Source organism: Xylella taiwanensis (genome assembly GCF_013177435.1).
Taxonomy (GTDB): domain Bacteria; phylum Pseudomonadota; class Gammaproteobacteria; order Xanthomonadales; family Xanthomonadaceae; genus Xylella; species Xylella taiwanensis.
In genome coordinates this window covers 313,885-334,755 of the sequence record NZ_CP053627.1, presented here as the reverse complement: position 1 = coordinate 334,755, position 20,871 = coordinate 313,885, and the positions used below count along the sequence as shown (strand labels likewise).

The window sequence follows — 20,871 nt, the reverse complement described above, 5'->3', positions numbered from 1 at the left end:
CTCTGCGTCCCTAAGGCTGCATTCAGCACGCCTTTGAAATGTTTCCGCATATCGCCGCAGACGCGATCACGTCCTTCCATGCGTCCTCATACCATCCTCACGCTGCTGTTCCTGCTGTCCAGCGCCGCCATACCAGGATATGCGGCTCCCCAGATTCATGGCCGTGAAATCAGCATTCAGGCGGACGACATGCAATCATTCGTCTCCAACCACTTTCCTCAATCGAAAGCACTGCTGGGCGGGTTGATCGAATTAAGCACCAGCCAACCACACATCGCACTGCCGCCCGGTAACAGGATGACACTATCATTCGATCTGGCGATCACCAGCGGTAGTGGCCAACCAGCGCCGCTAGGACGTGTCGAACTGAGCAGTGCCCTGCACTACGATGCCGCACGTCAAGCATTCTTCCTTGATCACCCAACCCTGGACCATTTCAAACCAGCACACTCTGGCATCGAACTCGATGAACAGACGCGTGAACTCCTCAACATCTGGCTGCAAGACTATGCCCGCCACGAGCCGGTCTACCAGCTCAATCCAGCGTTGACCGCCATGCTGGGCAACATACATTTGCAATCTTCTACCATCGCCAATGGCCGCTTGTCGCTCACCTTTGACCGCGACATTTCGCTGCTTGTACCAGGCACCTAAAAATAAATCACAACATCAAACGCACAGGACATGGGCCCTTACATAAGTGAATACCAGGACATCATCGGACTTGCTACCGATGACCAGCGTGCAGTAAACCTCACGTTTGGCATCCTGTGCCCGTCGCAATCAACGTTATACAAATCGCTATTCATTAATAGCAAAACAGCATAGTCATCACGTGTGCAGTAGTACGGCCCTACTGCGCGAACCACCGACCCGATGACTCATGGAGTCATGGGTCATCCATACCCCACCACACTGAATATCTGTAACACGCCAGACGTGCTCATCAAATCAAAACTCTTAGAACGGTCGGTAATATGGCCCATTGCAGAAACTGCGCGGGATGATCGCCACAATCTGCCCGCCCGGCGCAACCTCACCCACAGCCAGCGTGATAAAGACAGAATACAGATTCACCGCCGTGATACCGACACGGCGCCGAGTCAGGCGGTGATCCGATTGACTGTTAATCTTCTTGTAAGGCGGGTTGAGAATCGCATGGGTATACCACCGATCCTGCAGACCTTCGGTGGTCACCAGCTCGATGTAATCGCCTACGATGATATGGGACTTCACGCGACTGTATCCGGCCAAGTGCTGCACAAGGTGGCCACGCAGCTTCTCGTCAATTTCGTAGGCCGTCGCTTCGACGGACGCAACGCCAAAACCACCTACCAGCCAGCGGTCGAGAAAGGCACAGGATAGAGCGCTCACACCCTCCAGTACGACAGATCTTCTGGGGGTTGGAGGGCAACAGGGACGCCCTCAAGCGGGCCACGCCAGAAGGCGTGATGAACTGACCGAACTTCGGCTGTGTATCTCTGCGCAGTCCGGGATGCCACTTCGCGGCGCACGTTGTCTGCAGTGTCCCGTTGTTGAAGCATCCCAAGTCGTCTATTGACACAGCATCATGACACCAACGTACGTGTCACTTATAAAGGGACGTTCGATGAATACTTGTATTTCGCAGACCCGGCAAAGCAACACAACGCTCTGCCACACAAGCGATCATCTGAAACACGACTACACCTGATTATTGAGGCGGCTACTACAGGAGTGGTGGACGTGTGGCTAGTCGATTTTGCAGGCAGTCTTGAAGCAATCTCGAACGCCAACAGGTAAGCACCAGAAGAACATCGTTCTTAACATTCGCTAGCCACTCGGATTCGCCTCAGTCACCCCATGTCCTCGACGGAATAGTCGCTGCTCATAGGAGATGACAGGCGCTCCAGGCATTGCGTCGTGACATGAATGCCGATACCAGCAACGATACCAATGACCATGACCGATCAAAACCCTGATTCCATGACGTACGGTCTGCTTGGCTTTTCAGTGCAAAATAGAGTTAAGGGCATAATGCATCTCTCACACCAGACTGATGAGAGCAATGGAAGAGAAGAAGATTGCCAACAACTTAAATCATTTTAAAACAGCGTTGTTTGGCATGATGATTCTCTCTCTTGGCATTGGAATCGGACGGTTTCTTTATACGCCGATCCTGCCGGTCATGCTGGATGAAGGCTACTTCACCTTTAGCCAACTTTCCTATGTAGCCAGCGCTCACTACACGGGCTATCTGCTGGGAAGCCTGCTTTTTTCCTTTGGCAGGTTAGGCAACACGTCACGCACTTGCCTGATGTTATATGGCGCTGCGATTGTTACCAATGTGCTGATCTTCACAATGGCGTTCACTAACGATTTTTTTCTGGTGATGGTCATCCGTTTCGCAGCAGGCGTTGCCAGCGCCGCCATGATGATTTTCGGCTCCATCACCGTGATGCGGCATACGCTTAACGTATGGGTGCTTGCGTCGCTGTACGCTGGCGTCGGTATCGGGATTTTATTGGGCAACGAATACGTTGTTATCGGTCTGCGTCATGGGCTGAACGCCAGTGGATTATGGTGTGGGGCCAGCTTTTTATCCCTTATCCTGCTGCTGCTGCTGATGCTGCTGACACCACGCGGGTGCGATGGGCTTCGTGAGACCGGAGCACCCTCAGCACGGCAAGAGGCCTTTCTCTGGTGGCAATTGGCTGTGCTGTATAGCTGTGCGGGGTTCGGCTACATCATCGTCGCCACCTACCTGCCACTGATGGCAAAAACACTCACTGTCCCTTTCTTTGCCGAACACCTGTGGTCGCTGGTCGGGCTAAGCATCATTCCCAGCTGCTTTGCCTGGCTGTGGGCGGCGCACCGCTGGGGCACGCGGCGATGCTTGACAATCAACCTGCTCATTCAAGGCTGTTGCGTATTGCTGACACTGCTCAGTCACACTCCCTTAATATTAGTGATCAGCTGCATCGGTTTCGGCGCAACCTTCATGGGAACCACATCTCTGGTGATACCTCTGACCAGACGACTTCGCGCACCACACCACATCAACTTAGTTGGGCTGTTCACACTCACCGGCGTTATCGGCCAAATCCTCGGTCCGCTGCTGACCGGTTTGCTGCACTCCAGATCGAACGCCATCGCGCCCGCTATTATCTGTGGTGCAACGGCACTCTTCGCCGCGGCCGGCATCTGCCAATATTGCCCCGATAGAAAATCAATAAGTCTGTAGAACACATCTCCATCAAGGAAACGAAAACGTCCCACGCACTACGGCTGCCATTCCTGGAATGGCCCCTTTGGACTGATGAACTCAGCATGTGTGCGCTATCAATACGCCACTGGGTGAAAGCGCCCCCATCCGGGACACCACCGACGCACGGGATCACCGTGCGTCAGCCTCCATACCCAAGACTAAAAACCCAGCTGGTAACGCAGGCCAAGGCTATCGTCGCGACCACGTGCACCAAAGTGGTGCTCCACACCCATGTTCCACTGTCCTGCGATCCCCCCTACCGGCCAGACCATTGATAATCCAAGGACACCGCCCGAACGACCGGGCCACGGTGCAGCCACCAAGGGCGTCCACGACGCTGTCGCCGTGAAGCTGGCGTGGGGATTCAACCCGTTCTGACGCAAGGTCTGCTGCCACTCACCATAGCCCCGCAGCATCACACCACGCCAGCCCCACTGCGTACGCACACCGGCCAGTAGCTGACTGCGCGTGGCTTGAGCGGCCTGCACCTGTAAGCCAAAGCCCGCACCCCCCTGCTCCTGAAATCCATCTGTCCGCAGCTGGGTTTGATCCAGGCCAAGATACGGAGTCAAGGCCCATGCACCCTGGCGCCAGTGATAGCCAGCCTCCACACTGCCGCTGAAAAATTGCCCGCGGTAGCGGCTGGATGTCCAATCGCTCCAGTCACCCAGTTGCAGATGCCGGTCCAGGCGCCGCTGGAAACTGCCAAAACCAAGCTGGCCCAAGACATACAACGGACCCTGGGTGCGCTGCACATACACGTGTCCTTGCACTTGTCTGTCCAGCCCACGCAACCCTGCCACGCTCCCGGATGGACTGGCATTGATCTGACCAAAAGCAAAACCAACAATGTCGCCGGAGGCCAGTTGTGTATCGTGTCCAAGTAACCATCCAGACAGGGCGAATGTGCCGCCGGCGGCCCCATCTTGGCCGGGACCACCCAAGGCCTGACGCCACGTCACAACACGCTCACCAGGCGTACGCTCATCCAGACGCGTGGCAAGGCTGCGCCGTCCCACATCAATGGCATCAAAGCTGGCCGCCGCCGCCGCAACATGCCCTTGCCCGGACAAACTTTGCAATGAAGCCGCCGCCACCTGCGGGCTAGACGATTGTTGCAAGGCCGCCGCCGCCGCAATAAAAGTGCTGGGCAACCGGCCACGGCCTTGGGCCTGCTGTACGTCAAGCTCACGGAACGCATGCTCGACACGATTGGCAGAAGCCTGCGCAACATCATCGACAATCCCCAATGCACGGGCCGCCGCACTGACGTCCAGGCGTTGGAGCGTCACGTTAGCATTGTTGCCATCGTAGTTAAGCTGACCTTGTCCAAGCAGCACCGCCGGACCCCAGGTCAACCCCGAGAACGTGCCGGTCAAGCCACCATCGGCATGCAACACGCTGTAGAAGGTATTCAAGCTCACATAATCACGCTTGCCCAGCACCTGCAGTTCGCCCCCTTTGAGGATGGCACTGCCTGCTACGCTCAGTTGATCGCCCACATGCAACGCAAGGCGCCCTGTCTCTGATTGGATGTAATCGCCCTGGAGCTTGAGTCCATCGGTCCCAATCTCCAGGGTCCCGGCATTGCTCACCCCGCCGCCGAAGTGACCGCTACCAATCAACGTCGCACTATTACCCACGCTCACCGCGGACGCACCCAAGCTGGACACCTGGAGGGTCCCTCCTAGCACCTGGGTCGCCCCAGTGTATTGGTTGTTGCTGCCAGCCAGCACCAGCGTTCCGTTACCCCCCTTGATCAAGCCGCCGCTGCCGCTGATGTCATTGGCCCAGGTTGAACGCCTGTCATCGAAGTTGACCTGAACATCGCCCCAGTCAAACTTGGCCGGACCCAACACCGCTTTACCCACATTCAGGGCGCCATAGCCGAATACTTCGTCCACACCCGGTGCGCCGAGATCGGTGGCCGTCCCAAGCAGGGTCTGACGTACCAGGTCGTTGCTGAAGTATGGAAATGCCTCCCACACCAACGCCGCTGCACCTGAGACCAACGGCGCTGCAAATGAGGTGCCTTTATCTATTAGATAGCCATCATTGCCAACATGGCTGGTGGTAATGGCGGAATCGATGATCACGACATTACCCGGCGCAGCCAGGCAATAGTGCATTGCGATGCCGCAGTGACTCGAGTAAGAAGCCAACTGGTCCGGGTGATCAAAACTGTCTAATGCAGCGACCACTAACCACCCTCTTTCCAGGTCGGCTGCCGATGGCGCACCTTCCATAGTGGGCAAGCTTGGCAGCCTGGCAAGTTGGTTTGGTTGCGGTTGCTTTTCGTTACCACTGGTGAATACCACCAACCCATTGTTGCCGAGTACGAAATCACTGTAGGCATTCACGAAAAAACTCGTGATCTTTGGATCTGTCCACATTGTATCGATCCCATGGCCCCATGAGTTGTTTTGGATGCGCACTCCTGCAGCGCTCATGTCGGCATTAATAAGCTGTATCTTGGATGCTTCTGCTTCAAAATTATTGTCGGCTGGTGAAACGCTACCATTTTGTGCTGCTTGTATTTCTTCTTGTATTTGTACTTCCATTTCTTCTAAAGACGTGAAAACACGCGCTGAAAAGATAGTCGCACCGGGTGCGATGCCACCGGGCCAGTAGTTAACCGGACTACCAGCAGCGAGCTGTGCCACTTCGGTGCCATGCTCGGCAACATCGTCTGGAGCCGAGGGGTCGTGATAATTCGTATAGAAATTATAGATACCGTTGCGGATCACCTTCCCCTGCAACGCAATGTGGTTACGATTCACGCCAGAGTCGACCATGCCAATAATGGAGCCATTACCAGTCAAACCAAGCGCATGCGCGGCTTCTGTATTAGTCAGATCAAGGTGGATCCGGATCTTGGCGGCTAACGATGGTTCCAGCGGGGGCAGTGCTGGTGCTGGTGCTGGTGTGGGTGTGGGTGTGGGTGTGGGTGTGGGTGTGGGTGCTGGTGCTGGTGTGGGTGTGGGTGTGGGTGTGGGTGTGGGTGCTGGTGTGGGTGCTGGTGTGGGTGCTGGTGTGGGTGTGGGTGTGGGTGTGGGTGTGGGTGTGGGTGTGGGTGTGGGTGTGGGTGTGGGTGTGGGTGTGGGTGTGGGTGTGGGTGTGGGTGTGGGTGTGGGTGTGGGTGTGGGTGTGGGTGTGGGTGTGGGTGTGGGTGTGGGTGTGGGTGTGGGTGTGGGTGTGGGTGTGGGTGCTGGTGTGGGTGCTGGTGTGGGTGCTGGTGTGGGTGCTGGTGTGGGTGCTGGTGTGGGTGCTGGTGTGGGTGCTGGTGTGGGTGCTGGTGTGGGTGCTGGTGTGGGTGCTGGTGTGGGTGCTGGTGTGGGTGCTGGTGTGGGTGCTGGTGTGGGTGCTGGTGTGGGTGCTGGTGTGGGTGCTGGTGTGGGTGCTGGTGTGGGTGTGGGCGTCGTGGGGGTATCTGGACGGACTAATCCACCGCCGCCGCAAGCACTCAAGACAGTAGTTAACGTCGTCGCCAGGATCGTCCTGGCAACAAATATCTTTTTCATCGTTTTCCTTTCCCCTTGAATAAGCATGGCCAAAACACACTTCGCCCATGCATTTTATGAGACATAATTCACATTATTATCACCCAAGCACTTGATTTTTATCAATCTAAATACGCGTTAGATGCTTTGTCTCAGAGAGAAAAAGAAAAAAACGTGAACAAGCCGGCTTCGTAAACAACCCGCTTGGGCTGGGCCACCAGTTACAAACTGGTAATGTTCATGGCACCTTCAATCAAGGATAGAAACATCCAACAGCTGTTGGAAGTCTCAGAGTTTGGGGGGGGGGATACTAGTACGTCGCCACGGATCGATCTCAGCATCCACCTGACATTCATCCAGATCATGATCTGGCCGGACACGGCCTTGACATCCGCCTCTGGTGCAAAACAAATCATCTGCAGCAGTAATGGCAACATGTGCGGCTGGCTTACTATTTCAGCAACACCCCAAGCGCGACACGTACTATCGCCCGATCCTGCATCGCCCCGATCAGGAACATCAGGCAAGCAAGGTATCGAAAATGTGGATATCAGGGTACTGCGTTCCCCGTTTTTTGAGTGCTTCTCAGAGCTTGGATCTGCACACCGCACTTTCAATCCAGTGACGCCAGGTCAGCGACCCATGCCCACGCCGGACCTCACGCTTGCTGTGTCAGCATGTGTGCGCTATCAATACGCCACTGGGTGAAAGCGCCCCCATCCGGGACACCACCGACGCACGGGATCACCGTGCGTCAGCCTCCATACCCAAGACTAAAAACCCAGCTGGTAACGCAGGCCAAGGCTATCGTCGCGACCACGTGCACCAAAGTGGTGCTCCACACCCATGTTCCACTGTCCTGCGATCCCCCCTACCGGCCAGACCATTGATAATCCAAGGACACCGCCCGAACGACCGGGCCACGGTGCAGCCACCAAGGGCGTCCACGACGCTGTCGCCGTGAAGCTGGCGTGGGGATTCAACCCGTTCTGACGCAAGGTCTGCTGCCACTCACCATAGCCCCGCAGCATCACACCACGCCAGCCCCACTGCGTACGCACACCGGCCAGTAGCTGACTGCGCGTGGCTTGAGCGGCCTGCACCTGTAAGCCAAAGCCCGCACCCCCCTGCTCCTGAAATCCATCTGTCCGCAGCTGGGTTTGATCCAGGCCAAGATACGGAGTCAAGGCCCATGCACCCTGGCGCCAGTGATAGCCAGCCTCCACACTGCCGCTGAAAAATTGCCCGCGGTAGCGGCTGGATGTCCAATCGCTCCAGTCACCCAGTTGCAGATGCCGGTCCAGGCGCCGCTGGAAACTGCCAAAACCAAGCTGGCCCAAGACATACAACGGACCCTGGGTGCGCTGCACATACACGTGTCCTTGCACTTGTCTGTCCAGCCCACGCAACCCTGCCACGCTCCCGGATGGACTGGCATTGATCTGACCAAAAGCAAAACCAACAATGTCGCCGGAGGCCAGTTGTGTATCGTGTCCAAGTAACCATCCAGACAGGGCGAATGTGCCGCCGGCGGCCCCATCTTGGCCGGGACCACCCAAGGCCTGACGCCACGTCACAACACGCTCACCAGGCGTACGCTCATCCAGACGCGTGGCAAGGCTGCGCCGTCCCACATCAATGGCATCAAAGCTGGCCGCCGCCGCCGCAACATGCCCTTGCCCGGACAAACTTTGCAATGAAGCCGCCGCCACCTGCGGGCTAGACGATTGTTGCAAGGCCGCCGCCGCCGCAATAAAAGTGCTGGGCAACCGGCCACGGCCTTGGGCCTGCTGTACGTCAAGCTCACGGAACGCATGCTCGACACGATTGGCAGAAGCCTGCGCAACATCATCGACAATCCCCAATGCACGGGCCGCCGCACTGACGTCCAGGCGTTGGAGCGTCACGTTAGCATTGTTGCCATCGTAGTTAAGCTGACCTTGTCCAAGCAGCACCGCCGGACCCCAGGTCAACCCCGAGAACGTGCCGGTCAAGCCACCATCGGCATGCAACACGCTGTAGAAGGTATTCAAGCTCACATAATCACGCTTGCCCAGCACCTGCAGTTCGCCCCCTTTGAGGATGGCACTGCCTGCTACGCTCAGTTGATCGCCCACATGCAACGCAAGGCGCCCTGTCTCTGATTGGATGTAATCGCCCTGGAGCTTGAGTCCATCGGTCCCAATCTCCAGGGTCCCGGCATTGCTCACCCCGCCGCCGAAGTGACCGCTACCAATCAACGTCGCACTATTACCCACGCTCACCGCGGACGCACCCAAGCTGGACACCTGGAGGGTCCCTCCTAGCACCTGGGTCGCCCCAGTGTATTGGTTGTTGCTGCCAGCCAGCACCAGCGTTCCGTTACCCCCCTTGATCAAGCCGCCGCTGCCGCTGATGTCATTGGCCCAGGTTGAACGCCTGTCATCGAAGTTGACCTGAACATCGCCCCAGTCAAACTTGGCCGGACCCAACACCGCTTTACCCACATTCAGGGCGCCATAGCCGAATACTTCGTCCACACCCGGTGCGCCGAGATCGGTGGCCGTCCCAAGCAGGGTCTGACGTACCAGGTCGTTGCTGAAGTATGGAAATGCCTCCCACACCAACGCCGCTGCACCTGAGACCAACGGCGCTGCAAATGAGGTGCCTCCACCGCCTTTATAGCCGTCATGACTGTAAACATCACTGGTAGTCATGGTGGAATCAATGAACGCAACATCACCCGGCGCAGCCAGGCAATAGTGCATTGCGATGCCGCAGTGATTCGAGTAAGAAGCCAACTGGTCCGGGTGATCAAAACTGTCTAATGCAGCGACCACTAACCACCCTCTTTCCAGGTCGGCTGCCGATGGCGCGCCTTCCACAGTGGGCAAGCTCGGCAACCTGGCAAGTTGGCTCGGTTGCGGTTGGCTTGCGTTACCACTGGCAAATACCACCAACCCATTGTTGCCAAGCACGAAATCACTGTAAGCGTCCACATACAAACTAGTGACTATTGGAGCTGTCCATATTGGTTCATTGTCCGTGTCTTTGCGCTTATAGCCCCACGAATTATTCTGGATGCGCACTCCGGCAGCGCTCATATCGGCATTGATGCGATGTATCCGCAATATCTCATTCGGGAGTGTTGTCCCTTGACTTTTATCTCCTTTTGCTTCTTCAGCTTCAGACGAGAAAACACGCGCTGAGAAGATAGATGCGCCGGGTGCGATGCCACCGGGCCAGTATTCAACTGGCTTACCAGCAGCCAGCTGCGCCACTACGGTGCCATGGCCATCAACATCGTCTGGAGTCGAAGGGTCTTGATGATCCACATAGACATTGTTGCGGATCACCTTCCCCTGTAACGCGATGTGGTTACGATTCACGCCGGAGTCAACCACACCAATAATGGAGCCATTACCAGTCAAACCAAGTGCATGCGCGGCTTTGGTATTAGTCAAATCAAGGTGCGCGTTGAACTCGGAAATTACCCATGGTTCCGGAGTTGGGGTCGTTGGGGTCGTTGGGGTCGTTGGGGTCGTTGGGGTCGTTGGGGTCGTTGGGGTCGTGTTGGATGGCGGTGTCTCTGGGCGTACTAATGGATCGCCGCAGGCACTCAAGACCGTCGCCAACGTTGATGCCAGAATCGTTCTGGCAACAAATATCTTTTGCATCGTTTTCATTTGTCCTTTAATGAGCATGGCCAAAATACACTTCTGTTTTTATGCGATTCATGTGATGAATTTCTATTATTATCGCGCAACTAATGAGAAATTTATTGATATTAAAGTCAAATAGGGGGTATTACTTTTTTCCAGAAGGAGAATAAAGCCAAAAACTTGGCATAGGGCTCATCATCCATTTGATAAACCAGGCTTTATTGGTCGATGAGAAATTGCCCCCCACCGAGACAACGCTGAGAAACTTTCAATGCAAATCAAAACAATGTCCAAAGGACTCGCACGTGAATTTGCCTCGGGCCAAGTGCGTGAGCTGACCGAAGTTGAGTTGGACTGCGTCGGTGGTGGTGCTCCTCGTCATTTTTTTATCGATCATTTTCAGAAGCGGCAAAGCTTAAAAACAAGTGCGGAGGTCATTGATTTCAAGCCGCAATACTCCAAATAAACAAGCTCGCCTTACATTCGATATGGAACATGTAAAGCGATCATAAAAATTGAATCGAGATGACCAGCAGCAACGGCGTGCCACAGGCACATACGCCCTTGTTATGTGGTGTCCTTCATGAAACTGTGTGATCGTTGTTATTTTTTCGGATGTCTATCTTCATACCGCAGCAACTGTTTGCTCCTTGAACTAAGCTGGGGATTCCGGCAACCATCGTCGAAGATCTTTTTTGGGTTGAATCAGCATGGTGAGGCTGTCTTGCTATGTGAAGAAAATCCCATTGATCTTAGCCAGTACCGACGAGGGTAAGATGATCAGGGAATGGGGCTCGTCTATTTTCGTGACGAATACACACTCCAGTGATGCGATTGACGATAAGGAGTAACGTCATAGCTATCAATAGGTGGTACGAAAAGAGACTCATACTTGCTCCTTTGAATTTCCAAGATAAAGATCCACAAGAAACACGACATTTGCGTGTTGATGTTCGGCAGGAAAATTCATGCTTTCAGAATCACGCAAACCTCCTGGCACCTGAACGTGCGGGAGAACCCTCCGGCTCCGAACGTCACCTCGATTGAATACATGGCCTTGCCAGCGTAGATAGTGGATCAAGTGTTCAACGTGATGTATGGGATGAATATCGATGTCGTTTGCATGGACATCATCTCTGACCTGGAGGAGAGCTTGTACTTTCCAGATTTGAATCCTGCTGCACACTGGATGTTAACAGAGACTCATGCACCGGAAGGTGCGCGTTACACTTCAGCCCAACGCAATGATGTGTGGATGGAGAAATGACCAATGCAATAGCCATGATGACGCTGTTCGCCACATTGATGGTCTCCACAGACGTCTCAGGTACACCGATGAACACCACGCATGCCGATGACACGAATCATTCAGTGCGTAGCTAGGTCAACGGGACAATGAAGAGATTTTGCAGCTCAACTGATCGTCATGGAATAGCAAGATCAAACTGACCGCACACTCACCATGTTGTCAGGATTTGATAATCATGCATTGAACAAAACCGATCTTAAGCAGCGTCAGCCATTAAAACGATTAATGGCAGTCTCAGAGTTATTCAGGCTCAGCAAGATCGGTGAAAAAGTCGCCAGAGTGGAATATCCAACCATCCAGTACTCAGAGCCGGTTTTTATGCAACGCTTCGAGAAAGACAATGGGGAAACTTACCGCTAATAGCAATTTAACCAAGGATGACGATGCAACATTCATAGGCCGTAGCCTGTTCTATGCAGACACGCCACAGTGCTACGGGACACCGGCGAACGCAGACTTCGAGCTGTACCCGCCGTGGGCAAACAACATACATCAATGGGATTACCACCCTTACAGGTGCTTTTCGATACGCTTGAAAAATCAAGCAAGCTATACGCAATCCCTCCCCATGCTGGCCTTCCTGCTTGGCCGCGTGCAGGACACGCAACACGCGCATCGGGTCGCTAGCCACGTTATAGACCAAGATATAGTTTTGCTGTGCTAACAGTTTTAGGGTACCGGCAACGCGACACAGCCAACGTGGTCGGCCAGGCAACCAACTTTCTTTTCAAACAACTCATCAAGGGCAAGGGCAACCTAACCTTGATGTAGTCATAGATCGCTTCGGGCATCCAGTGCAATTCCATCATTTGGATGCTTGGAGCCAGCCACGTGACAGACCGCACACTTGACTTCGACCTTGGCAACCGGCACCAGGCAGGCAACGTTGGCCGAGTCCAAGCCGGTTTGCACCTGACGATGGAACCAAGCGTCATGCTCAGCGGCTTGCTGTTGCTCCTGCACACCCGCGCAGATGAAGTCGTGGAGAAGCAGCGCACCGCTGTGGTCATGGGCCTTCACAGTCGTGGCGAATGCGTTTTTCAAGACCTCATCCACCCGGAAGGTAAAGGTTACTTTGCTCATCGCATTTGCCTTCATGCGTTACAAAATAAATACACAGCAACACGCATGATGATGACGCTCCCGGTTTTATGGAATACGCACGCCAGGCACACGACGAACTCAATTCGACCGAAGTGCTGCGGTACCTACGTAAGCGCATCACCACCGACGACTTCCACGATCTGCATGCGGTCATTTATACGATGCACGCGGCACGTTTCGAGCGTTGTTCAAGCTGCTGTTACTTTTTCTCGACGTGCTGCTGTTCCTGGTGCTACTACTCTTCGCGCTGCGCCTAGCTAAGCTGTACCCAATAGCAGCACTCGCGCGTGGTTCGAGTGCTGCTTAATCTCGTCCCGCTTGAAATTGGGCGCTCAACGCAGGAAATTTAAGTATGAGGCAAGCTGTCGGGTCCCTTGGCATACGCACCTGCTCCTCTGAGCTGATCCTGCGTGCTTTCTACTGAGTCTTTGCCACTGTCACCCAAGCGTCTTGTCCAAGATCACGTAAAAGTGTTCGAAAATGTGATTTGAGAGTCTTCTGCAGAGTGTGACCGCACGTGTTGTCAATTTCGACGATACAAGCATCGTTGGCTTACTTGATTCATCAAGTATCTCGCTGGCAAGAGCTCATCGGTGATGGCCGTGGACACCAATCCAGTGAACGCCCCCTCGTTGGTGACAAGGCGCTCAACACGCAACACCTTGATCTGATGAAAATGGCGTGCAACTCACTCTACCACCGACTTCCTTGCCGTTCTCCAACAGACGTAGCGGACCATCGCTGCCAAGATTGGCAGGGCGCGGATCAATCTGGTCGCTGTCATCGATCATGTCCAATACACCTCTGCGGTTTCTCATACACACGACGAGGATGCGCAAGGTACCCCCTGCAATGCTGGCAATGATTCGATAGTCCCCTATGCCATACTCACAGAAGATTTTAAGCTTGGGACCTTTTGAAAGCTTCGCTAATTGCGGGTCGTCGAATACAGCAACACGTTTATGCAAAAAGGCGGTTATGGATTCTGCCGTTTGATTTTCCAACTGTGCTGATTCCTTCTTGGAAACCTTGTCGAATGCAATCTGCCAGGCCAAGGCTTCGCTCCACTTCCTTCTAACTAAGCCGCAGGTTTTGCTGCAACCCGTGTGGATCTCAATCAGGGGTTACTCCGCAAGGTAAAAATCTTCGAGATCGTCCAGGATAGCTTCGAGGACATAGAAAATTTTGGTGCGCCCGGTGACCTACTCTCCTGCTTCAAGGCAAGTTTCCAGTTCAACGGTTAGGTGGATGACAAGCATGTTTCGGCTCCTGTTCTGAACAAAATATACACATATCAAAACTGCAGGAAAACGTTAATCACTCATGCTGAGTGAGTTATCGTATTCGATCTCCTGCAGGATAAAGCCCTGGATGATGCTGATCTTCTTATCGAAGATGAAAGTTTGCTTGCTGCCATCTTGGCGCATCCTGATACTTATCATCCCGTGATGCCCTCCACACCTACCGGCTGGTGCCTGGTGCCTGGTGCCTGGTGCCTGGTGCCTGGTGCCTGGTGCCTGGTGCCTGGTGCCTGGTGCCTGGTGCCTGGTGCCACAAAGATCATCGACGCAGAAATTGTGCTGCACAGGTGATGCGTTTAAAAAACGAATGAACTTAATGCACGAGAAGAAGCACGATCACAGAAGTGGACTCTAGCAAATCAAGCATGGAGTAACCCGTAGCGCTTGTGACCAAAAAGCCGGAATGCTAGCGGTGTGCTACCAGCACTACACCAATGTGGTTGTGTAACAGACCATCAAAACGCTTTATCAAAACTTTGAAGGCAATTTCAACGGTGACGGTATCATTAAATATACATTGAAAAATGATTACAATCGGGGGCTTTGTCATGAGCAATTGAGTCACTTTTATATCTAAGGTCATCAATGTAATGCGCTAGAAATCAAGTCGATTTCGAGCAAACGTACCGAGTGAGTTGCCTATCGTTTTTTCTTTTTTCAAGTGTCGATGGCCAGCATCGAGATTTGAAAGAAGAGAAAAAGTGTCCGAGGTCGGCACGTTTGTGGGCACATGTGCCAAGCCGGTTAGAGACGAGCAGGTGAAACTATCACGGTTGCACACGGAGAAAGCATGGCATGAAGATGCACGTCGACATTGAACGATGCGCAGCTCCGTGACATCCCGCTTCCAACATCTGTGAAATGTTGCGCGTGAGCATAAGCGGCTATCGTGCCTGGTGCCGTGGTGAAAAAGATACCCGACGGATCAGCAAGCTGTAGCGTTAATGATGAGCATCCAATGCATCCACGCCACGGTCAAGGGTGCTTATAGCTTGCGGCACATGTAGCACAAGTTGTACGCGGTCACCACGTCGAACTGCATCGCTTGGAGCAACTGATTGATCAAGTTGCGCATGATGTGCGACATGGTCACTAAAACGTGTTGGCGATGACTTGATGTCGACGACGGACAGCTCATTCAAGATCCCAGCAGCTGCCTTGTCTTCTCATTCTATGTCTGCAACAACGTCTCATCGAACGGACTAAGCAGCTGGAATGCATCCAGCTGCCTAGACCACACCACAGCTTACTTCGCGAACGTACCGTTAAAGACCGATTGCCCAAAGCTAGTACTAATGTTATAGGTTGCCGTTTTGTCAAGGATAAAACCTCCGACAAAGCCTCCGACCACCCCAAGAAGGCCGCCATACAGCATGCCGACACCTTGCCCGATGGTCCCAATGCCTATGATGCCACCGCCATCACCGCCGCGAGTACCACCCCAGATGGAACCAGCCCAACCGGCAACGATGCTCCCGACAATGGCAGCTTCGAGCCGTGTACCGAAATCCGCACCAGATACGTTGTCGATTTCGGCTAATGTCAATTCACGCATATTTATTCTCCAACTATAATTAAAAATACTCTAATCACAATTATTGTGTGATTAGATTCACAATTATGGAGAAAAATAATGAAATTGGTCAAGCATTAATTACTGATACTCAAATAATAGATTTTTGATTAAATCATCACCACACATTTACTGATATCGGAAGATATTCCAATGATCGATACTTGAATTTAAATATACTAAATATTAAATATTTCAATGATCGATAATCGGTGTCCTGAACACAATTTCAGTCAGTGTGCCGAAAGCGTGTTGAGATGTTTCTTTAATAACTGGAAAAAAATAAGTATGCGTGTTGGCGAAATCAGCTGCGGGGTGTGGCCGCTGGATCTATGACTTTGAGCTTGGCAATCAAGCTGGCCTTGTTGCAGCATGACGACGGTTTCATCTCCTTGCGCAATAGCTTGCCGAAATCGGCTTTCCTGGCCGATTCGATATCGGGTAAAGATACCTTGCCGCTGCTGGCAGCGGCGGCGTCGCTGTCACCGAATTCCTCATCCTTCACCGTATCCTTGGGAGTCAAGACGCACCAACCTTGTTCAACTCGAAAGTTTGCGCACCGTTTGCCGCTCCCAGCATGACGGTGTTCACATTGCATTTGGCATCGGCCAATGACGAGGCAACAGACCGTTGCCAGATCAACCGATACAAGACGTACGGCTTAGACGTCGATGCAAGTCCACCGGATAACACGGTCTGGGCCGATGTACGACAGATTTTCCCAAAGATCATGCGTCGTCTCGGCCAACAGCTTGGAGATTTCCGCGCGCGTCCGGCCGTGGTCAGTAACGGTGCTGCTGGCTTAATACTACCGAAATATCACCATCAAGCCTCGTCATGCATGGCAAGGAAGATATCAAGGCGGTGGCATTTCGCAGTGCCGTGTATAAGGCGGACTTTACCGACCTGGATAGCGGCGGCGGCTTCCCTGACGATTAATCCCTTATCGATCAACTTAACTGCCTTATTCGACCAACGTTGCAAACAAGTCGAACAGCAATTCTCCATTCGCCACGGTGGTATCCATACCCAAGTCATTCAGTGATCTGAAAAACAAACCTCTATTACACAACTCCTCAATCGTTTGAACTCAATGTGTACAGGGATTGGCCAAGCCGGTCGATACCACGTCTTCATCAACGTCACTGGTCTTCGTATTGAACACCTGATCAAAGCAACCGCGAATTTTCTGCTTTTAATTTTACTTTTTGCGTCATTTTTCGAGCTGAGACACAGCCTCGTGTTGATCGAGGAGGATGAATCATTGACGAGCACCGATATTCGATAGGCAGTTCGGCCCGTGCCACTAGGATTCCGAGATGGACTCCAAGGGACATCTTTCGATGGCGGCAACTCGGATGAAATGGCTGCTGATCTTCGGGACAACGCTGATGTAGAGCTCTTGCCCACAGCTGAGAGAGTCGATGTACATAGGGTTCATCCGGCCAGATGAGTCCAAGCGTGCCCACGATCTGCAAGGGTGACCCACTCTGGGTCCGGACGATCACGCCGCCATGCCCACCATCGATCATCATGAACCTATGTTATGACGTGCAGCCGTCGATATCCTCACGTCGGTCGCAAAACTTCTACCGATCATCACACACACCTTATTGCTGCTGAAGCATCCAGAGCCAGAACGCACCCTCACCGTCCGCCCGCTGACATCGCTCAAATCCAGTGGCGCCCTCGTCCATCACTCGGAACGCACCGATCCCAAGCAAGAGGTCCTCCAACTGCACCGATCATTGCTTTCTCATGGCATCACCCACCTCATCAGCCACACGGTTAACCAACCGTGGTGGTGCTGGAACCGTTTACTCGTGTTGCATGCCGATGACGCGCACCGAGATCAGGCACATCCTCCCTACAACGCAATCACCCCATCAGCGACTCGCACCAGCCCAGCCATCCGCATCATGAGCGAGCATCATCCTTATGTTTATGCGGGACCTTCAAGAAGACAGCATGCAACACTGCAAATATCACCCGGAGACAGCCTCAACCACACATCACAGTCTGGCTAGCAGCCTCCACAATGCGCTCAACACAACGATCACATCCAAGCAGCTTGCACATCCATTGTGCTCAGCATCACCCGTACACTGGGCATCAAGCATTTAAATGTCTGATCCATTCAGGTGCACAGCCGCCTATCGCACATAAATACAGAGAAATAATCCGCTCTTCGTAACCACACTCAACCTGCGCAACACCTAAACAGCACTGGCTCCAGCTACACTGCATGAACGTTTAACCAGGAGTTACCCATGTCACTACCCGCCTTCAAGGCCTACGATATCCGCGGCCGCGTGCCGGATGAATTGAACGAGGACTTGGCCCGCCGAATCGGCGTCGCGCTGGCGGCACAGTTGGACATAGCAGCCCCGGTGGTCCTGGGCCACGATGTGCGCCTGACAAGTCAATCATTACAAGAGGCACTCTCGGCCGGCCTGCGCGCCAGCGGCCGCGAAGTGATCGATATCGGCCTCTGCGGTACCGAAGAGGTCTACTTCCAAACGCAGTATCGCAATGCGGCGGGTGGCGTGATGGTCACCGCCAGTCACAACCCGATGGATTACAACGGGATGAAACTGGTACGCCAGCAAGCACGCCCGATCAGTTCGGACACCGGCCTGTTCACCATCCGCGATGTTGTTGCCGCCGACACGGCAACCATCGCGACTCCCACGGCCATCGAACATCATGATCCGGACAAATCGGCCTACATTGCACACCTGCTGAGCTACGTCGACATAAACGCACTTAAGCCGCTGAAGCTGGTGGTCAACGCCGGCAACGGCAGTGCCGGCCTGATCATCGACCTGCTTGCCCCACATCTACCGTTCGAATTCGTGCGCGTATGCCACGAACCGAACGGCCACTTTCCCAACGGCATTCCAAACCCACTGCTGCCCGAAAACCGCGATGCCACCGCACAAGCCGTCAAGCATCACGGTGCCGACCTCGGTATCGCCTGGGATGGAGATTTCGACCGATGCTTCTTCTTTGATCACAACGGCCGCTTTATTGAGGGCTACTATCTGGTTGGCCTGTTAGCGGCAGTCATTTTGTCCAAGCATCCTGGCGGGAAGATCGTCCATGACCCGCGCCTCACCTGGAACACGGTCGAAATGATTGAGGCCGCCGGCGGAATCCCGGTACTGTCCAAGAGCGGTCATGCCTTCATCAAGGAAAAGATGCGCAAGGAGAACGCCGTGTACGGCGGCGAGATGAGCGCGCACCATTATTTCCGCGAATTTTCCTACGCCGACTCGGGCATGATCCCGTGGTTGCTGCTCGCCGAACTGATCTCACGCAGCGGTCGCTCGTTGGCCAACCTGGTCGAACACCGTATGCAACAGTTCCCGTGCAGCGGCGAAATCAACTTCAAGATCGCTGACACCAAAGCCGCCACCGCACGTGTCATGGACCATTACACAGCACAGTCACCCACCATCGATCACACCGACGGGATCAGCGCTGACTTTGGGGATTGGCGTTTCAACCTGCGCAGCTCCAATACCGAACCACTCCTGCGCCTGAATGTGGAAACCCGTGGCAACACGGCACTACTGAAACAGCGCACCGCTGAAATTTCAGCGCTGCTGCGTGCCTGAAACGTCCCCCTCTGTTTCCACCCACCCCTCTCATTCCCTGCATGGAGTTCGCCCCGCCTATGAACGATATCCTTCCCGTGATCCTGTCCGGCGGTTCGGGCACGCGGCTATGGCCGCTATCGCGCGAGGCCTATCCCAAGCAGTTTCTGCCACTGGTCGGTGACCACAGCATGCTGCAAGCCACTTGGCTGCGCGCCGCTCCGGTAGCAGCACATTCACCCGTCGTCGTTGCCAACGAAGAACACCGCTTCATCGCCGCCGAACAATTGCAGCACTTGGGCGTGCACCCTTCCGCGATTCTGCTTGAGCCCACAGGCCGCAACACCGCACCGGCGATCGCCGTAGCCGCACTGGAAGCAACCCGTACTGGCACCGATCCACTGCTGCTTGTACTACCGTCCGATCACGTGATCCGTGACGAAGCAGCGTTCCAGACTGCGGTCCATGTGGCCGCCGAGGCCGCCGCGCAAGGCAAACTGGTCACCTTCGGCATCACCCCAAACACCCCGGAAATCGGCTACGGCTACATCAAAGCCGCCAGCGGTGGTGCCATGCGTCCGGTGGAGCGCTTCATCGAGAAACCCGATCTGGCCACTGCTCAAAGCTATCTGGCCTCCGGCGAATATTTCTGGAATAGCGGCATGTTCCTGTTCCGCGCCTCACGCTACCTGGCCGAGCTCAGCACCTTTCAACCGGCCATCACCGCCGCCTGCCGGCAGGCATGGACCGCGGCAAAGCGCGATACCGATTTCATCCGCTTAGATAAGCAAGCATTCGAAGCCAGCCCATCGGATTCTATCGATTACGCGGTGATGGAGAGCACCGCCGACGCTGTCGTCGTGCCATTGGACGCTGGATGGAGCGATGTCGGCTCCTGGTCGGCCCTGCACGAGGTCTCCAAGCAAGATAGCGACGGGAATGCTCACCACGGCGACGTGATCCACATCGATTGCCGCAACACCTACGCCTATGGATCGCGTCTGATCGCGATGGTCGGGCTAGAAAATGTGGTGGTGGTTGAGACCGACGACGCCGTGCTGGTCGGTCATCGTGACCGCATCCAAACCGTCAAGGAGATCGTCAACAAGATCAAAGCGAACGGACGCTCAGAAGCCACCTGGCACCGCAAGGTTTACCGTCCGTGGGGTGCCTACGACTCCATCGACATGGGCCAGCGCTTCCAGGTCAAGCGCATCACGGTCAAGCCCGGCGCGACACTGAGCCTGCAAATGCACCATCACCGCGCCGAACACTGGATCGTGGTCAGCGGTACCGCTGAGGTCACGCGCGGCAGCGAAGTCCTGTTACTGACCGAAAATCAGAGTACTTATATCCCACTCGGTGTGACCCATCGCCTACGTAACCCAGGCAAACTGCCGCTCGAATTGATCGAAGTACAGTCGGGCAGCTATCTCGGCGAGGACGATATCGTGCGTTTCGAAGATACTTATGGTCGTGCTTGAAAAAGCAGGTCCGGGGCCGCAACAGCGGCCCACGTGGCTGCTGCCGGATGCGCTGCACTATCAGCACCGCCATCAGCGCACGTCGACACAACACCGTACTGGCCTGCAAAGCA

18 protein-coding genes are annotated in these 20,871 nt (G+C 54.3%); 10 read left to right on the top strand and 8 right to left on the bottom strand.

Going from position 1 to position 20,871, the window contains the following annotated elements; translation table 11 throughout:
- Positions 1 to 78 precede the first annotated feature (78 nt).
- The gene (locus PLS229_RS01260) at positions 79 to 654 is read left to right on the top strand and encodes a YceB family lipoprotein (RefSeq protein ID WP_038270840.1); all 576 of its coding nucleotides are present in this window, start codon (positions 79 to 81) and stop codon (positions 652 to 654) included.
- Positions 655 to 960: 306 nt separating this feature from the next.
- Here PLS229_RS01260 and PLS229_RS01255 read toward each other — a convergent pair whose 3' ends face one another.
- Positions 961 to 1,374, bottom strand: coding sequence for an SAM-dependent methyltransferase (locus tag PLS229_RS01255; RefSeq protein ID WP_069636205.1), 414 nt, complete (start codon positions 1,372 to 1,374; stop codon positions 961 to 963).
- Between the two features lie 673 nt (positions 1,375 to 2,047).
- Between PLS229_RS01255 and PLS229_RS01250 the strand changes: the two genes are divergently transcribed.
- Positions 2,048 to 3,223, top strand: coding sequence for an MFS transporter (locus tag PLS229_RS01250; RefSeq protein WP_230428151.1), 1,176 nt, complete (start codon positions 2,048 to 2,050; stop codon positions 3,221 to 3,223).
- Positions 3,224 to 3,405: 182 nt separating this feature from the next.
- On the opposite strand, the gene PLS229_RS01245 is transcribed toward PLS229_RS01250, so the two are convergent.
- Positions 3,406 to 6,027 carry a S8 family serine peptidase gene (locus tag PLS229_RS01245; RefSeq protein WP_267903169.1) on the bottom strand — a complete coding sequence of 874 codons (2,622 nt, stop codon included), beginning with the start codon at positions 6,025 to 6,027 and terminating at the stop codon, positions 3,406 to 3,408.
- Positions 6,028 to 6,121: 94 nt separating this feature from the next.
- Here PLS229_RS01245 and PLS229_RS12395 point away from each other — a divergent pair, with 94 nt between their 5' ends.
- Positions 6,122 to 6,787, top strand: coding sequence for a hypothetical protein (locus PLS229_RS12395; RefSeq protein WP_267903168.1), 666 nt, complete (start codon positions 6,122 to 6,124; stop codon positions 6,785 to 6,787).
- Between the two features lie 733 nt (positions 6,788 to 7,520).
- Here PLS229_RS12395 and PLS229_RS01240 read toward each other — a convergent pair.
- Positions 7,521 to 10,403, bottom strand: coding sequence for a S8 family serine peptidase (locus tag PLS229_RS01240; RefSeq protein WP_114867203.1), 2,883 nt, complete (start codon positions 10,401 to 10,403; stop codon positions 7,521 to 7,523).
- A gap of 256 nt (positions 10,404 to 10,659) precedes the next feature.
- Here PLS229_RS01240 and PLS229_RS01235 point away from each other — a divergent pair, with 256 nt between their 5' ends.
- From PLS229_RS01235 to PLS229_RS12080, 3 genes are all read left to right on the top strand, one after another.
- A complete protein-coding gene (locus PLS229_RS01235) occupies positions 10,660 to 10,854 on the top strand; it encodes a hypothetical protein (protein WP_038271113.1) in 195 nt (64 codons plus the stop codon).
- A gap of 636 nt (positions 10,855 to 11,490) precedes the next feature.
- Complete coding sequence (locus PLS229_RS01230; protein WP_160165166.1) at positions 11,491 to 11,655, top strand: hypothetical protein; 165 nt, start codon at positions 11,491 to 11,493, stop codon at positions 11,653 to 11,655.
- A 195-nt stretch (positions 11,656 to 11,850) separates the two neighbouring features.
- On the top strand, positions 11,851 to 12,057 hold the full coding sequence (locus PLS229_RS12080; RefSeq protein WP_069636211.1) for a hypothetical protein: 207 nt from the start codon (positions 11,851 to 11,853) through the stop codon (positions 12,055 to 12,057).
- Positions 12,058 to 12,064: 7 nt separating this feature from the next.
- Here PLS229_RS12080 and PLS229_RS12075 read toward each other — a convergent pair whose 3' ends face one another.
- Together PLS229_RS12075 and PLS229_RS01215 are read right to left on the bottom strand one after the other, a co-directional pair.
- Positions 12,065 to 12,412, bottom strand: a complete 348-nt coding sequence (locus PLS229_RS12075) for a hypothetical protein (RefSeq protein WP_230428150.1) — start codon at positions 12,410 to 12,412, stop codon at positions 12,065 to 12,067.
- Between the two features lie 56 nt (positions 12,413 to 12,468).
- Positions 12,469 to 12,780 carry a hypothetical protein gene (locus tag PLS229_RS01215; protein WP_038271126.1) on the bottom strand — a complete coding sequence of 104 codons (312 nt, stop codon included), beginning with the start codon at positions 12,778 to 12,780 and terminating at the stop codon, positions 12,469 to 12,471.
- 205 nt (positions 12,781 to 12,985) lie between these two features.
- Between PLS229_RS01215 and PLS229_RS12390 the strand changes: the two genes are divergently transcribed.
- Positions 12,986 to 13,108 (top strand): hypothetical protein, encoded by a 123-nt coding sequence (locus PLS229_RS12390; RefSeq protein ID WP_267903167.1) that lies wholly within the window; start codon positions 12,986 to 12,988, stop codon positions 13,106 to 13,108.
- Between the two features lie 340 nt (positions 13,109 to 13,448).
- Here the strand turns inward: PLS229_RS12390 and PLS229_RS11870 are convergent, their stop codons facing one another.
- The 3 genes from PLS229_RS11870 to PLS229_RS01200 all read right to left on the bottom strand — a co-directional run bounded on the left by PLS229_RS11870 (position 13,449) and on the right by PLS229_RS01200 (position 16,198).
- On the bottom strand, positions 13,449 to 13,856 hold the full coding sequence (locus tag PLS229_RS11870; protein WP_069636209.1) for a type II toxin-antitoxin system RelE family toxin: 408 nt from the start codon (positions 13,854 to 13,856) through the stop codon (positions 13,449 to 13,451).
- 1,492 nt (positions 13,857 to 15,348) lie between these two features.
- Positions 15,349 to 15,657, bottom strand: a complete 309-nt coding sequence (locus PLS229_RS01205) for a hypothetical protein (RefSeq protein ID WP_038271109.1) — start codon at positions 15,655 to 15,657, stop codon at positions 15,349 to 15,351.
- Positions 15,658 to 15,979: 322 nt separating this feature from the next.
- Positions 15,980 to 16,198, bottom strand: a complete 219-nt coding sequence (locus PLS229_RS01200) for a hypothetical protein (RefSeq protein WP_152536606.1) — start codon at positions 16,196 to 16,198, stop codon at positions 15,980 to 15,982.
- 1,090 nt (positions 16,199 to 17,288) lie between these two features.
- Between PLS229_RS01200 and PLS229_RS01195 the strand changes: the two genes are divergently transcribed.
- The 3 genes from PLS229_RS01195 (at position 17,289) to PLS229_RS01185 (ending at position 20,758) form a co-directional block, all read left to right on the top strand.
- Positions 17,289 to 17,702 carry a hypothetical protein gene (locus PLS229_RS01195; RefSeq protein WP_162814080.1) on the top strand — a complete coding sequence of 138 codons (414 nt, stop codon included), beginning with the start codon at positions 17,289 to 17,291 and terminating at the stop codon, positions 17,700 to 17,702.
- A gap of 243 nt (positions 17,703 to 17,945) precedes the next feature.
- Entirely contained in the window at positions 17,946 to 19,295 is a 1,350-nt protein-coding gene (locus PLS229_RS01190) for a phosphohexomutase domain-containing protein (RefSeq protein WP_038271104.1), read from the top strand.
- Positions 19,296 to 19,354: 59 nt separating this feature from the next.
- A complete protein-coding gene (locus PLS229_RS01185) occupies positions 19,355 to 20,758 on the top strand; it encodes a mannose-1-phosphate guanylyltransferase/mannose-6-phosphate isomerase (protein WP_038271103.1) in 1,404 nt (467 codons plus the stop codon).
- Positions 20,759 to 20,871 lie beyond the last annotated feature (113 nt).